The organism is Oceanirhabdus seepicola (genome assembly GCF_023684385.1).
Classification (GTDB): domain Bacteria; phylum Bacillota; class Clostridia; order Clostridiales; family Clostridiaceae; genus Oceanirhabdus; species Oceanirhabdus seepicola.
Map to the genome: position 1 here is coordinate 1,132,666 of NZ_JAGSOJ010000001.1, position 15,272 is coordinate 1,147,937.

18 protein-coding genes and 1 pseudogene are annotated in these 15,272 nt (G+C 30.1%); 7 read left to right on the forward strand and 12 right to left on the reverse strand.

What is annotated here, in order from left to right:
- Positions 1-105 precede the first annotated feature (105 nt).
- Complete coding sequence (locus KDK92_RS04885) at positions 106-924, reverse strand: HAMP domain-containing sensor histidine kinase (RefSeq protein ID WP_250857944.1); 819 nt, start codon at positions 922-924, stop codon at positions 106-108.
- 75 nt (positions 925-999) lie between these two features.
- Here KDK92_RS04885 and KDK92_RS04890 point away from each other — a divergent pair, with 75 nt between their 5' ends.
- From KDK92_RS04890 to KDK92_RS24960, 5 genes and pseudogenes are all read left to right on the forward strand, one after another.
- On the forward strand, positions 1,000-1,449 hold the full coding sequence (locus tag KDK92_RS04890) for a TlpA family protein disulfide reductase (protein ID WP_338115243.1): 450 nt from the start codon (positions 1,000-1,002) through the stop codon (positions 1,447-1,449).
- A 7-nt stretch (positions 1,450-1,456) separates the two neighbouring features.
- Positions 1,457-1,606, forward strand: coding sequence for a CD1871A family CXXC motif-containing protein (locus KDK92_RS04895; protein WP_250857947.1), 150 nt, complete (start codon positions 1,457-1,459; stop codon positions 1,604-1,606).
- A complete protein-coding gene (locus KDK92_RS24950; RefSeq protein ID WP_250857949.1) occupies positions 1,599-1,751 on the forward strand; it encodes a hypothetical protein in 153 nt (50 codons plus the stop codon). Before KDK92_RS04895 ends, KDK92_RS24950 begins: the two co-directional genes overlap by 8 nt.
- A gap of 84 nt (positions 1,752-1,835) precedes the next feature.
- Positions 1,836-1,937, forward strand: a pseudogene (locus KDK92_RS24955) (4Fe-4S binding protein); the annotation flags it as partial.
- Positions 1,938-1,940: 3 nt separating this feature from the next.
- Entirely contained in the window at positions 1,941-2,495 is a 555-nt protein-coding gene (locus tag KDK92_RS24960; protein WP_476739430.1) for a 4Fe-4S binding protein, read from the forward strand.
- Between the two features lie 478 nt (positions 2,496-2,973).
- On the opposite strand, the gene KDK92_RS04910 is transcribed toward KDK92_RS24960, so the two are convergent.
- Positions 2,974-3,327, reverse strand: coding sequence for a winged helix-turn-helix transcriptional regulator (locus KDK92_RS04910; protein WP_338115233.1), 354 nt, complete (start codon positions 3,325-3,327; stop codon positions 2,974-2,976).
- 143 nt (positions 3,328-3,470) lie between these two features.
- Here KDK92_RS04910 and KDK92_RS04915 point away from each other — a divergent pair, with 143 nt between their 5' ends.
- Positions 3,471-3,872 (forward strand): pyridoxamine 5'-phosphate oxidase family protein, encoded by a 402-nt coding sequence (locus tag KDK92_RS04915; RefSeq protein WP_250857950.1) that lies wholly within the window; start codon positions 3,471-3,473, stop codon positions 3,870-3,872.
- 97 nt (positions 3,873-3,969) lie between these two features.
- Here the strand turns inward: KDK92_RS04915 and KDK92_RS04920 are convergent, their stop codons facing one another.
- Positions 3,970-4,371, reverse strand: coding sequence for a pyridoxamine 5'-phosphate oxidase family protein (locus KDK92_RS04920; RefSeq protein WP_250857952.1), 402 nt, complete (start codon positions 4,369-4,371; stop codon positions 3,970-3,972).
- A 314-nt stretch (positions 4,372-4,685) separates the two neighbouring features.
- Here KDK92_RS04920 and KDK92_RS24455 point away from each other — a divergent pair, with 314 nt between their 5' ends.
- A complete protein-coding gene (locus tag KDK92_RS24455) occupies positions 4,686-4,814 on the forward strand; it encodes a hypothetical protein (protein ID WP_276575867.1) in 129 nt (42 codons plus the stop codon).
- Positions 4,815-4,925: 111 nt separating this feature from the next.
- On the opposite strand, the gene KDK92_RS04925 is transcribed toward KDK92_RS24455, so the two are convergent.
- The 9 genes from KDK92_RS04925 to KDK92_RS04965 all read right to left on the reverse strand — a co-directional run bounded on the left by KDK92_RS04925 (position 4,926) and on the right by KDK92_RS04965 (position 15,162).
- Positions 4,926-6,983: a zinc-binding metallopeptidase gene (locus KDK92_RS04925; RefSeq protein WP_250857954.1), complete on the reverse strand. Its 2,058-nt coding sequence runs from the start codon at positions 6,981-6,983 to the stop codon at positions 4,926-4,928.
- Positions 6,984-7,161: 178 nt separating this feature from the next.
- Positions 7,162-7,761, reverse strand: a complete 600-nt coding sequence (locus KDK92_RS04930; RefSeq protein WP_250857956.1) for a hypothetical protein — start codon at positions 7,759-7,761, stop codon at positions 7,162-7,164.
- A gap of 23 nt (positions 7,762-7,784) precedes the next feature.
- Positions 7,785-9,590 carry a GTPase HflX gene (gene hflX, locus KDK92_RS04935; protein WP_250857958.1) on the reverse strand — a complete coding sequence of 602 codons (1,806 nt, stop codon included), beginning with the start codon at positions 9,588-9,590 and terminating at the stop codon, positions 7,785-7,787.
- Between the two features lie 154 nt (positions 9,591-9,744).
- Positions 9,745-10,278, reverse strand: coding sequence for a shikimate kinase (locus tag KDK92_RS04940; RefSeq protein ID WP_250857960.1), 534 nt, complete (start codon positions 10,276-10,278; stop codon positions 9,745-9,747).
- A gap of 17 nt (positions 10,279-10,295) precedes the next feature.
- Positions 10,296-11,531 (reverse strand): alpha/beta hydrolase-fold protein, encoded by a 1,236-nt coding sequence (locus KDK92_RS04945; RefSeq protein WP_250857961.1) that lies wholly within the window; start codon positions 11,529-11,531, stop codon positions 10,296-10,298.
- A gap of 43 nt (positions 11,532-11,574) precedes the next feature.
- On the reverse strand, positions 11,575-12,420 hold the full coding sequence (locus tag KDK92_RS04950) for a GNAT family N-acetyltransferase (protein WP_250857962.1): 846 nt from the start codon (positions 12,418-12,420) through the stop codon (positions 11,575-11,577).
- A 36-nt stretch (positions 12,421-12,456) separates the two neighbouring features.
- Complete coding sequence (locus tag KDK92_RS04955) at positions 12,457-13,215, reverse strand: SAM-dependent methyltransferase (RefSeq protein ID WP_250857963.1); 759 nt, start codon at positions 13,213-13,215, stop codon at positions 12,457-12,459.
- Positions 13,216-13,710: 495 nt separating this feature from the next.
- Positions 13,711-14,250 (reverse strand): GNAT family N-acetyltransferase, encoded by a 540-nt coding sequence (locus KDK92_RS04960; RefSeq protein ID WP_250857964.1) that lies wholly within the window; start codon positions 14,248-14,250, stop codon positions 13,711-13,713.
- 384 nt (positions 14,251-14,634) lie between these two features.
- Complete coding sequence (locus KDK92_RS04965) at positions 14,635-15,162, reverse strand: GNAT family N-acetyltransferase (protein ID WP_250857965.1); 528 nt, start codon at positions 15,160-15,162, stop codon at positions 14,635-14,637.
- Positions 15,163-15,272: the final 110 nt, after the last annotated feature.

Below are 15,272 nucleotides of genomic sequence, written 5' to 3' on the forward strand. Positions count from 1 at the left end.
CTCCATAACATATGAAAACTCTTTTACAATGTTATGGAGTATTTTATTATTTCTTATAGAAAATTTTAAGTTTAATTATTAATTATTTACTTTGTGAAAAAAGAACTATAGCCTTAGTATTTTCACTGTGAAAATCGTTCCTTTTGGCATATTATCCGAAATTTCTATACTGCCACCGTGTTTTTTTATAATTTCGCTTGTAATTGCAAGCCCTAAGCCTGCACCACCCATCTCTCTTGAACGAGATTTATCAACTCTAACAAAGGGCTCAAAGATTCTTTCCTTCATATCTGTTGGAATACCAATTCCAGTATCAGAAATTTTTATAATAACATCATTATTTTTAGTTTCAATGTCTACATCCACCTTCCCGTTATGGTTGTTATATTTTATTGCATTTTCTATGAGATTGTAGAATCCACGATAAAGCAGGGTATCATCACCTATAATCTTAGCGGTATCACCTGTAAGTGAAAGGCTTATATTATTCTTCTCTGCAATGGAATCTAAATCCCATAATATTTCTTCTATAAGTGAGTAGACTTCGATATTATTTTCCATTGGAATTTCCTCTAAATTAGTTAGCTCCAAAAGGCTGATCACAAGGTTCGAAAGCCTTGAAGTGTGCTTTTTCATATCGGAGATAAGCTCTGTGAACTCCTCTATATTGTGATTTTCTTCCTTTTCAAACACATCAAGTTTTACTTGTAACACTGCAAGTGGGGTACGAAGTTCGTGTGCAGCATTTGCAGAAAACTGTTTTTGACTTTCAAAAGATTGTTCTAGTTTTTCAATCATGGTGTTAAATGATTTTGTAAGTCCGTAAATCTCATCCTGTATATTTGGGGTTTCAATCTTTTGAGAAAGATTATGTGCTGTAACATTTTCTATCTTTTCGCTTAGTTCCTTTACAGGTTTAAGCATTTTTCCTGATATGTAGTAGGTTAAAAGTCCACCACCAAATATATTTTATCAGCACCTAAAAGCACAGATACAACTATAGGTGAGTTTAAAGCTCAAGATATTTTTGGCAATGAGATTACAGAGAATATTTTTATGGACTATGATTTAACCCTTGTGAACATATTTACTACATGGTGTTCCCCTTGTGTAGCAGAAATTCCTCACCTTGCAGAGATTGATTCTGAAATGGAAGGTAAGGGTGTAAATGTAGTAGGTATTGTAATGGACGTAAACGACAAAGGCAGCATTAATGAGGAAAAACTTGCAAAAGCTAATGCAATTGCTAAAAAAACAGGTGCAGAGTTTGAGTTTATTATTCCAGATGATGCTCTTAGAAAGAGTAGACTTAAAGGAATTTCAGCATATCCTGAAACATTCTTTGTGGATAGTAAAGGTAACATTATAGGGGATGCCTATGTTGGTGCAAGAAGTAAAGAGGAATGGATAAAAATTATTGAGAAAGAGCTAAAATCTATTAAGGAGTAGTGTGCTTATGCAGAAAATTTTCAAAACAAACCTTTTTACAATACTAGTTTTGTGTATAAGTATGGGTTTTATGGCTTTTGGGCTTATGCGCGGAGAACTGCCTGTAATGTTTGAAAAGGCAATTAATATATGTTTGGAGTGTGTTGGAATTGGCTAAAAAAAGAAAATCAAATGAGGGCTTTCGCCATACTATTCAGGCAATATGGGCATTTATAACAAATAGTTACCTTATAGGCTTTGCACAGGGGAAAATCTATCAAGGTAAACTAAAAAAACTTTGTGTTCCGGGGATGAACTGCTAATCATGTCCCGGAGCAATAGGCTCTTCTCCTATCGGTTCACTTCAAGCCGTAATAGGCAGCTGGAACTTCAAGTTTGCCTTTTATTTGTCAGGATTTCTAATTTTTATCGGTGCATTAATAGGTAGATTTGTCTGTGGGTGGCTCTGTCCTTTTGGACTGATACAAGATTTGCTTCACAAAATTCCCTTTGTGAAAAAGATAAATACCTTTAAAGGTGATAAAGTACTTCGAAAGCTAAAATATGTTATTTTAATTGTATTCGTTATTCTTATGCCATTATTTTTGGTGGATATTATTGGACAGGGTAATCCATATTTCTGCAAATACATCTGCCCTGTGGGCACATTTGAGGGTGGTTGGTTTTTGGTACTGACCAATGATGCCTTAAAAGAAACCATTGGTACACTTTACGCTTGGAAAAATGTTCTTTTAATCATTAACATCATTGCAGCAACCATTATATATAGACCATTTTGCAAATACATCTGTCCTCTTGGTGCCATATACTCCATATTTAACCCTGTTTCAGCCTTTAAATATAGAGTGGACAAAGAAAAATGTACAAACTGTGGTACTTGTGAAAGGTCATGCAAGATGAATGTAAACCCTGTGGAAAGCCCAAATCATTTGGAGTGTATTCGCTGTGGCAAATGTAAGAGTATTTGTCCTACCCATGCTATTTATACAGAGTTTTTAAAATATAAAATGCCTTGCACAAAAGATAAAATATATGTGAATAGCTGAAAGTCTCCAATCTGATGATTGGACTTTTTTTAATAGCCTAAGTTAAGTGCTCCTGTAATTGACTCACTTAAAAGCCAGAGATTTTCAATAATATTTTACACAGCCAAAAGATTTTATAGAAAATCGTTCTTATATCATTAAATTATTAGACTTGTATAAACTAGTAACGAAAACTATATTAAAAATACGGAGGAACTACAATGCCAAAGATTAAACATGAAACAAATACTTAAAAACATGCTATGGGAAAGCATATAGAAGACACCGAACATAATATACACCATGATAAAATGAGTAAAACCCTTATAATTTAGTCAGATTATTATCCTAATACTTTCTCTAACTCAATCATTTCTTTTTCAACATTATCAAATAACAAGTCAAACGAGCAGCAAAATGTCACAAAACAGCGCTTAAGCATCACAAACAGCTGCATTGACACCGAGATTGAGTTTTTTCAACGGCCTGGCGTATATTATTATACGTCTTTATCATTATCATCCATTTGTTTCAATAACTCAACATACTTTCCTCCCCATTTCTCCATTTCTTCAATAACTGGTACGAATTCAAGACCAATGGGAGTTAGTGAGTATTCCACCTTTGGCGGAACCTGTTTATATACTTCACGATGTACAATTCCATCTTTTTCTAATTCTCTTAATTGTTGTGTCAAATATCCCTGACGGATATTTGGCATGGCACGATGTAGTTCCCCAAATCGATAAGTTTTATCTGCAAGAAAATACATAATTGCCAATTTCCATTTACCCTGCATTAATCTTTGCGTAACTCCAACATTACACTTAACTTCTAACATATCTTTATTCAAACGCTTCAACTCCTTTAATACCAGTAATTCACCGAAAAAACGTAGTATATCACTTTAATTATAGTACTATTCAAATTCACGCTATATATTTATAATAATAAGTGAAGAGATTATTCATGTCAATAACTTTAGGAGGTCTAGTTATGAAGAAAATAGTTGATTACTTGAATGAAAATAGGATTGGTCAATTTGGTACAATTAAGGATGGGCAAGTTAATATGCGTCCTTTCCATTTCTTATTTGAGAAAGAAGGGAAATTCATATTCGCTACTGCTAACAATAAAGAGGTTTATAAAGAATTGCAGGAGAATCCGACTGCTAGTTTTGCAGTACTCGGTCAAGATGGTAAATGGGTACGATTAAGAGGAAAAGTAACATTCAGTGACAGTATGGAACTGAGAAATGAGATATTCGAGATGGAGCCATTAGTTGAAAAAGTCTACAAATCACCAGACAATCCAATATTTGAAGTATTTTGTATACATGATGGTATTGCTAGTTTACACGGTGGTACTGGTCAAGTCATTGAGGAAGTAACATTCTAGAATATAAACTGAAAGTAATTAAGTAAAACCAGGCTGTGCCTGATTTTACTTAATTGCCAACTTATCTTAACTGCAAAAAAATCATTAATATATAAACCTAAATTTCCATTTCTTCAATTAGCTCTCCTGCACCTCTATGAAGGCTTGCCTCTCCTCTATGAATGTAGAACATTTCGAAAATAGGATTATCAGCAGTTTTATAGATGCCACGAATTAATGGATTAGTATTAAGAGCTTCTTCTTTTAATTCTAAACCATCAACAAATTGAACCTCTCCACTTAAACGAGCCCAGCTCATATCTTTACCCATCACTGCAAAACCTGCAACCCCTGCTGCTATCAGTTGTCTATAAACATCCTTAGTATTTGATGTCAAAAAGTAAAACTTGCCATCCTTTTCGAATACAAATTGAAAAGGTCTCATAACTGGTTTATTATTTTTAATTGTTGCAAATTGTCCTTGCCTGTTTTCATTTAAAAAATCAAGTAATTTACTCATAATAATATCCTCCTACATTCTTTAAAATATTTAACGTATTCCATTGATTACAGTAATAGTGTATTATTATACCATTCTATTTACAAGTACTATAATTAATCGTATATACTCTGAAAAAACAGAGTAATGTGGATATAAGCAAAGTTTAAATAATTTGTAAATCAAGATTTTTTTACAGTTTCCTTACAATATGGGAGTGATATATCAAATAATTCAAGAAAAAATTTTTATAGAAAATTGTTCTCATAGTATTAAATTATTAAACTTGCAGAAACTAATATAGAATAATATATTAAAAATATGGAGGGAATAATATGCCAAAGATTAAACATGAAACAAATACTCAAAGACATGCTATGGGAAAGCATATGGAAGATAACGAACATAACATACACCATGATAAAAAAGAACATCATGAAGATAAAAAACAACATAAAAAATAGAGCACTGCTGACGCTGCGCTCTTAAACAAATGTAGAATGGATAATGATGGATGCTTCTGTTTTAGCAGAAGCTACATCTTATTATTCTTTAGGACAAGGAGTTTTTATATATTATTTTAAACTCCCCAACTTTTTAAGATTTTTTCTTATCTCATTTCTAATTTTTATAGCTTCTTCATAATCATAAAAGAATAAAATTTTCTTTTCACTAATATTCCTTCCTTTAGGCTTATCTTGTAAAACAAAAGCAGTAAAACTCTCCGCTATATCTTCCAGTGTATTTGTAGATGCATATTCTGTAACGAAATGTTTTTTATTCTTTTCATAAAATTCTCTCATTGATTCTTCTGATTCCTGTGCCTCAGTCCACTTTTTATTGATACCTTTCCAAAACTTATTATAAAACTTATTTAAATATGAATTATCCTTAGTTGTAGCTGTCTCTGTACAATAGTTTTTACTATCTTCAATTATTCCTTCCTCTACTTGAGTATTATTTAAAGTTAAAATATGGGCAAACTCATGAACAATAGTATTATTTAATTCCTCATTATTTAACTGTTCATCTTCTTTAATTGCATCTATTTTATCTATTGTCAGTCTCCACGTTTCAGAATTTAAATCCTCTTCATTTACATAAGCCATTACATTTTTTTGACCATCCGTATCTATAGAAAATTTAATAATTCTTTCTATATATGATTTAGGAATAATATTCTTAATTCTTTCCCATAATGACTTGTACCTTTTTATATTTTCCTTTGAATATTTTTTATTAATCATTTCATCATTAATAGAAAGCTCTCCACTAATAACATTAAATGATGCTAAATATCTTTGTTCGTTAATACTCTCCAGAATCTCATCAAGAATATAATCATATCTCTGAAGTATTTCATCTATTTTTATATACACATCATTTACCTTATCATAGTCATCTTTTTCTTGTGCTAATTTCATTTCTTCTGATCTTTTAATTAACTCTTTATAATCTTTTGAGCTTACTTTCTCTTTGATACTTTCTATAAATTCTCCTAGATCATTTATTTCTTTTTCTTTATTTTGATTTTTGGATAGTTCTTTCAAATTAACTCTTATTTCTTCTCTTAATTTTCTTGTCTCTTTATATTCATAGAAAAACAAGATCTTCTTATCTTTTATCTTCTTCCCTTTAGGCTTGTCCTGTTTAACAAACTCAGTAAAGGTCTCAGCTATATCTTCTTCTATATTAGTTGATGCATATTCTGAAACAAATTGATTTTCATACTTTTTATAGAAATTTTCTTTTTTCTCAGAATCACCTGATTCATTTGCTTCTTTCCATTCATCATAGATCTTTTTCCAGAATCTCTGGTAAAACTTGTTTAAATAAGAATTTTCTTTTGTAGTAGATGTAGATGTCTCATAATTATCACTTTCAGGTTTTATAACTCCTTCAATTTGAGAACTATTTAAGGTTAATATATGTGCAAATTCATGAATAATAGTACTATTCAATTCATTGTTGTCTAATAGCCCATGTTCTCTTATTGCATCTATCTTATCTACATTCAATTCCCATTTTTTATCTCTTGTATCTATTCCACTTACACTAGCTAATATATTAGCTTTACCATCTGTTATTATATTAAAATTAGTTATTTTTCCGATATAGGATTTAGGTATAATATTCTTAATTCTTTTCCAAAGCAATTCATAACTTTTAATATTATTTTCTGATGGATTCTTATTAGTAATATGTTTGTTTACTACTATATTTCCTTTAACTACGTTAAATGCAGATAAAACTTCTCCATTCAAAACTTTTTGGTGTATATATGAAAGATAATCTCCATATTTACTAAAAATCTCAAAAATTTCACCAGTAACTTCGTAATATCTTTCCATATCACTTTTTTTCAATGCAATATCTAATTTTTCATTTAATTTAATCAGCTTATTATAGTCTTCAGTTTTTAATGTTTCTTTTAGATTTTCAATAAATTGTCCAAAATTCATTATAATATTCCCCTGATCTTCTCTATTAGAAACCAGTTTTCTACTCGTATGTCCATAAATTCTATTTAACTGTGTTTTGTAATTTTTATTATGATTTGTATGGAAATAACTCATGAATGAACTAAATCCAATTGCTGCTATTAGCAACATTATTGAAATCCTTTTCTTCAATAATCTCTCCCCCTTGTTTTATTAACATTTTAATTATAAAGTGTACATGTGTATTTTTTGTGTAATCTTTCATTTTTTGATTATGTTTTAGAATTATTATAATATTTAACACAATAAGAAAGAAAAATAATAGGACCTTTCCATCAAAAGAAATGTCCTATTATTCTCTAAAGCAAAATTATAACCCCAATATTTTCTCTAAGGCACTCAACTCTTTTTCAATATCATTACCTGATTTTATATGTATCCTTGGTAATGAATATTTCTCAATTTCGTTAGCAATATAATTTGCAAATATGCTATCACGTTCTAATAGATTTGTTACTGCAATTTCCCCATTTGGCTTAGTAAGCATATCTTGAACATAATCTCTTTTTATATACTTTTCCTTAACAAAATCATCATCAGTTACTAAATAACAAATGTTTACATCATACTTTTCTTTTAATGTATCAATAAATTTTGGCAGAAATATTGATCCTTCTAATATAACCTTTTTCTCTTTAATTGAATCCAATTCATCAAATAACATGGGAAACATTTCCTCATAGAATCCTAAATATTCATTAAACAAAATATCTGGCTTTTTTTGTAATACATCAACTAAATCCTTGTCTTTCCATCTATAAATATTAGGTGTATCTATCGTAGATTCATTAATACATTTTTGAGCAAATACATCCAAGTACCTTACTTCAATTTTATGCTTTTGACCTAAATAATAAGAAAGAGTAGTCTTACCAGAACAAGGTCGTCCTCCTAATAGATATAATTCCATATATTATATCTCCTTTTATTCTTCTACTGTACTTCGAACTCTTTGCACTTGTTATACATTTCATCATAAACTTCTGCTTTGATATAAGTTCCTTCTTCTTTGTAATCTTCACATAAAATATTACAATTTTCATGAAGCATAGATACAAGTGCTTGTGCATCATATGGAATAACAAATTCTTTTTCAATAAATTTCACTGGAATTTCTTCACCAATCATATCCAATAATCTATCCAAATTCTTTTCATTCACAGCACTAATCTCAACTACTTTCTGTCCCTTTAATGAATCTTTTAAAAGATTAAGATTATCTTTATCTGCAACATCAATCTTATTTAATACAATGATTATATTTTTATCCTGTGCATTTAGTTCACCAAGAACATTATTTACAGCATTTATTTGAGCAATAGCTTCTTCATTAGCTGCATCTACAACATGTAAAAGTAAATCTGCTTCTATAACTTCTTCTAATGTTGACTTAAAGGCTTCTACTAATTCGTGAGGAAGCTTTCTAATAAACCCAACAGTATCAGATAAAGTTATTTTTCTATTATCATTCAAATTTATAGCTCTTACAGTTGTGTCCAATGTAGCAAAAAGCATGTCTGCTTCAAATACCCCACCTTTATTAACATGATTTGTTGAAGATACATCACAAAGTTTATTTCTTAAAGTTGATTTCCCTGCATTAGTGTATCCAACCAATGCTACTTTACTTATATTATCTTTATTTCTATTTTCTCTTTGGACAACTCTTGTGTTTACTACTTTCTCAAGCTCAGCTTTTATATCATCTATTCTATCTTCTATATGCCTTCTATCTGTTTCAAGCTTCTTTTCTCCAGGACCTCTTGAGCCTACTCCCCCTTTTGTTCCAACACCACCTCTAATTCTTGCAAGATCAGCTCCAAAACCTCTTAGTCTTGAAAATTTGTGTTTAAGCATAGCCAATTCAACTTGAAGCTTAGCCTCTTTACTCTTAGCTCTTCTTGCAAATATATCTAAAATCAATACTGATCTATCTATTACCTTACATCCTACTCTCTCTTCAAGATTTCTTACTTGAGAAGCAGATAATTCATCATCAAAAATAATTACATTTGCCCCTGCAACTTGTCTTAAATAAGCTAATTCCTGAACCTTACCTTTTCCAGTATAGTAAGCAGAATCTATCTTATTCCTTTTTTGAAGAACCTTTTCAATAGTAACAACTCCACATGCCTCAGTTAATCCTTCAAGTTCATCTAAACTTTTTTCATTATCAATTCCTACTAAAATTGCTCTTTCAATATCATCTTCATATACCTGAATCTCGTCCATTATTTTATTTATATGATTGATTCTATCAAGAAGATCAAATTCTATTGCTTCTTTTACCCTTATATTCTTCATTTCATTGGTAATTAATTTCCTATTGTAAACATCACAGAAACCAATATTTACTTTGATACTATCAATAGTTTCTTGTACCCCTATTGCAACCATAGCATCTAACTTTAATTCTATTAATGCTGATATATCTAGTGATGAAAGCTTGCTATTGCCTGTTGGATGAGTATGAATTATTCTAACCCCACTTAATCGTCTCTCCTTAGTATCTACCATTGGTAGTTCAACAGATCTGCTATCTCCTACTGCAACATTAATAATCCTTCCTCTTCTATCAATAGCTACACTTATTTCCTTCTTTAAAATTTTAGTAATGTCATTCATTCTCTCTACTAACTCATATGAAAAAATCCTATCTTTTTCTATATTTATCTCATATAGTTCCTCTAACATATTTAATACAGATTTTTTAATACCATTAATTTTCCCGTTTAGCATAAAATACCTCCTTTTTTACTTTCATTTCTTATATTTTATCTAATTTATCTTCCCTACTTCTTGCTTTTAACTTTCCCCTTGTTAATCTCTTCTTCTACTTGTCTTTCTACATATCCAAAGAGAACTTCTCTTTTTAAATTCAAACCTGATGCATTTATAGTTTCAATTTACTTATTATCTCTTCACATGTTTCTTCTGGTGTTTTTCCTTTTGTATAAACTATAATTTTAGCTAGCTTTTCATTGGAAGGATTCTTAATAAACAAATCATTGTGAGGGAACTTGTTCCTTTCAAACAATATATTAAGAGATTCTTCCTTATTTGGTGAAGGTAATAATAGGACAACATTTGAGTATGGTTTAAGAATTTCACTAACTTCCTCAAATAAGTTTTTATCCTCATATACTGATTGGCCAGCCCCAAAGTCATGTATGTGATTTGGGTACATTTCTAAAACTCGTTTTACTGAATAAGCTTCAAAAGGTTTCCAATATTTATATAGCCTTAAAAACCCTTCTTCTTGCTTGATTTTTTCAGCATACTCAAAATCATAGCCACTCTCTTTATATATACTCCACCTCTTCTTATCTAAGCTAGCTTGTGGAATATTCAGACGAGATGATAATAATTTTCCTATTGTTGATTTGCCTACACCAACAGGTCCTAATAAAATAATATCTCTCTTCATAATTACCTCCTTTCAATCTACTTACCTATTAATGAAATTAACCCATTACCTAAAGTTTCTCCCCAGTATAGGAAATCATGTCCAGATTGAAACTGTTCATAATAAACTTCATAACCTTTATTTATAAGGACATCTCTCATTCTATTTATAACATCCATCATTGTTGGCTCAATATCATATGGTCTATCCTCTAACACCCCTACATTTAAATAGAATTTTACTGGAAGTTTTTCTTCTTTCTCATATTCATGAGTTAACCATTCCTCTTCCCACCAAAATGACCCTGATTGACAAAGTGCATTACCAAAAACATCTGAATGTTTAAGTGCTACATATGCTGCCATAAGTCCTCCAAGACTTAATCCTCCTATAGTTGTTTTGGCAGGATCATTAGTTACATTGTAGTTTTCTCTAATCCACTTCATAAGTTCTCCACATATAAAATCACTCATTATATCAGAGCAAGTCAATTCCTTATATCTATCATCACTGGAAGTATCAATCATCACTGTAACAAATGGTTCAACTTTTTTATCATAAATTAAATTATCAAAAACATTTTTGCCTGACATTACATTTGTATAATTAAAACCATCAGTTAAAACTACTAAATTGCAAGGTACACTTTCCTTTTCATATCCAATAGGAGTATAAATCCACAGTCGTCTTTTACCACCTAGAGTATTGCTTTCAAATCTAACTAGCTCAATTTTTCCTTTTTTATCAATACATCTTTCTTTTACCCATTTCTCGTCTTTTACCATTGGCATTTCAAATAATGAATCAACAACCTCTTCATTATCTTCATCCCCTACATAAATAAATGTTTTAGGATTTAATGGATCTGGAATCATTTTTTTAGATCTTTTTTCATAGTCATCATCAAAAGTATCATTTACAGAAAATCGATACCTAAATTTCACATCGTTTCTTACAACATAACTCTTATACCATAAATCAGAATTTAATAATTTCATCATGGTATTTTCCTTATATTTATATCCTGGAACACTTCCTACTACAACAACATTTTCAGCACCTTCATTTTCTCTAAACAAAAAGGTTACAAGCATTTCATTGTGATTATCCTTAATCTTTTCAAGTAAAGGTGCACCTTCCTTTTCAACTTTTCCCCAAAACTTATCTAATTCTTTTAAGTTACCTTCTTGTATTTGATTTTTTAAGTTTTCTATTATTCCACTTGTAACTTCATACTTACCATCAATTTTCTTAACTTTTCCCCAAATACCCATAATTAATATCCCTCCTAAGTTGATTTTAATAAGACCTTTATTTCTATAAATTTATCCCTGGATATATTTCTGTTTCTCTTATAAATTCAAACCCCATGGATTTATATAGATTAACTGCACGTTCATTTACACTCCAAACCTCTAACTCACATATCTCAATTCCATTATCTATAAAATACTTAAAAGCTTTGTTTAATAATTGTTTTGCTATTCCTTTATTTCTACATTCTTTATCAACAAAAATATTTTCTATATATCCAACTACTTCGTTGTCTTTATTCACCCTTTCATAAACCATTATATTTCCTACCATTTTACCTTCTAAAAAAACAGAGAAATTGTTCCAAAGTTTTTCACTCATCATTTCTTCTAAACTGGCAGAATCTATTTTCTTATTGTTAATTGAATTATAAACCTGAATAAAATCTAGTTTTTCATGTTCTTGCTCTATTTTATACTCCGTTATTTCAATTCCATCAACTTCTTTATTTATTACACCTTGCTTCGCTATATATTTTTCATACAAATGTGTACCCTCATCATCAGCTAACCTCTTTGATATATAATACTGAATTTTTTCAGTATCACTAGCAAAGCAACCACCATATATTCTTGCATTTATATCATTATGCTCATCTCTTATTTCATGAGCTCTCTTCATAATTCTTTCGAACAATGCATCCATTACACTATTACAGCACTGAATATTAGATTCAACATTTATATCAATATAAATATTATGTGGATGCTTATAAGATATATCATAATTAAAAGAAGGATAAACATATCCATAACCTAAGTATTCATTATTTTCATCAAAGGCAATAAAAATATTTTCTGCCTTGTTTACATCAGTATCTTGTTCAGCATTTCTAATAATGATTTTCATATTTTTCCCCCAATTAAATTCAACTTTTTTTGTTACCTATTTTTTATTAGCAACTATTCTTGCCCAAGTGAAATTGCCACCATCTGCTTCTAACATTTCAACATCACCACTTCGTTTAAGAATTCCTGCTTCTTTTAAAGTTTCATCCCACTTCAGCCAATTTTCATAACCATTTGGCATAGTGTCTGCAACTTGTACTGTAACAGTTTCTGAGCGTCCCCAAAGCTCTTTCCACCAATTTGGTGAATGATGAGTAAATAGATACGGCTCCCAATATGGTTTAAGCCTTTCTGGAACTTTGCTATTAAATTCCTTATTAACTGATGGAACTACTATTCCAATTTGACCATTTGGCTTTAAGTATCGAATTAGGCTTTCTAAATACATTTCATTTGTTCCAAAGTAATGATATGCATCAAGACTTACAATTGCATCAAAGAAACCATTTGCAAAAGGTAAATCATGAGCATCTGCATGAATTGGATAAACCAAATCTTCAATCCCCTGCTCATTAATTCGTTTAAAATTTTCAGTTGCACCTATCCATAAATCTGTTGCCCAAACTTGAACACCAAATTCTTTTGCTAGAAATATAGAACTTAGTCCTTTTCCACATCCTAAATCTAATACCCTCATTCCTTTTTTTAGATTAATTTTATCTGTAAGGAACTCTGCCAACCATATTGCATTTGGTCCCATTTCATTTTCATTTATCCACTCAATATCATACTTCGCCGATAAGGGAAATTGTTTTAGTGTTAATTCTTTTTGTAATTCCTTCTTTGAATATTTCAATAAATATTACCTCCCAAGTTGTGTGCTTATATAAAAGTTAAAATCCTCATATTTACCTCCTAATATTTTTATTAAATATAGATTAATCAACTCACTTATTTTAATTTAGCTACAAGAAAAAATCGCAGTTACAATTAAGCATTTGAATTAAATGCTCAACTATCACTGCGACTGATAACCGATTTGAATAAGTGTCCAAATATATTAATATAAAAAGCCGCAGAATACTCTGCGGCTGGTAAACTAATTTTATATTAATAAAACCGCAGCTTTTTAGTCTGCGGTCAGATAAACATATTAAAAATACTTCTGTTCAACTATTAAAACAGAACTTCTCTTGACAGCAGATCATATATTCTTTTATTAAGATTAACTTTTCTTCTTGGCTTAAATATTAAATTAATCATTCTATGATCTCCTTTCAAAAATTATATTCTAAATTTTCTGTACAAGTTTTATTATACAGCATAACCATTATTTTGTAAATATTTTTTTCTATACTTCACTATTGTTAAATTTAAATATAGTTTTTATTCCATCCTTCAAAAAAGTTTCCCCACTAGTTTCTTCATAATTTTTACCAGTATAATTGCATAAAGTCTTTCTCCAAAAACCTTGTCCTCTTTCATTATTCTTATGTCCAGTATACAATTCCCACTTACCTTTAAATCTATCAAATACCTGTTTTGCTGCTTCCTCTGCTATTCCCTTCCCTCTATATGGACTAAGCAAGAAGAACTCATAAAGATAATAGTCAGTGCTTCTTGGAGTATATGGCTTAGTAGAGACTAAATCAAATCCAGCTGGTTTACCATCAACCATTATTATAAATGGATATAGTTCTCCCGGTTTTTCAAACCACACATTTTGTACATCATACTGTTCAGCTAAAGTTTTCATAGGTTCTTCTTCAAATATTCCATATTCATTTGGAAATTCTCCATATATCTCTGCTAAGTCATGTAGATATAATGGATATAAATTTTTAATAATATTTTCTGTTTCTTTAGTTGCTAAAATTGTTTCTACTTTCATTATAATTCCCCCCATATAACCTCATTGTTTTCACTATAGAGATTCCTATACGAAAATTTATTTATGCACACCTTAGAAAAAGTTATACAATAACCGTTCCAAAATCTCAGGGTATCAATGAGTTATGGACACGAATAAATAAAAATCTAAGTTGGAACCTCTATATTTAGTGACTGTTTTGATTATAGCATCATTTTTTTACTGGGTGATGATTATAAATGATTCCGAAAAAAAGTTGAGCGTTTTATAATAAAAAAACACACCTATTATTGAACATTTCGGATTCACTTTTGAGAAGCAAAAACTAATTTCACACTTATTTTTATATTTAAATTCTCACTAAATTTCATTTCGGTATTTTGTCGATGTACAAAACTAGTAGTATTACTTCTTACATAATTTGTAATAATTAAATTTGCACATTTCACCACAATATTTAGCCATCTTAGTAACAACATTTTGAAAACCAAGCTTTTTAACTACAGCATTAGAAGGATTATTCTCTGGCTTAACAATAGCGGCTAATTCTTTCAACTCAGTATTTTTAAAAACCCACTTAATTAATACTTTAGCCGCCTCTGTACCGTAACCTTTACCTTGGTAGTTATCTGAAACAGCATATGAAATCTCAACTTCATTGTCTATCATTGCTTGTGGATGTACCCCCACAAAGCCAATACATTTATGCTCCTCCTTATGCTCAATTGCTAACATTATAAATGGTTCAATAATATCAAACTTATTATTTATCCATTGTATCCAATCAAGTGCCTCTGTCTCATCATGCATAACCATATCAGCCATCCAATAGGACACCTTTGGCTGCTGACTATAATAGGCTGCATCCTTTACATCTGCTGGTGAAAAAGGTCTGATAATTAGATTATCTGTTTCAATATTAATATTTATCATTTTAAACTCCCCCCTTTAGGTCGTCTTAAAATCAAGTTTCTTAATTTTTTTATCTTTAACCATTATAGTAATATATTTTGACTTATAGCTGTTTTATCATGTTTAGTTCT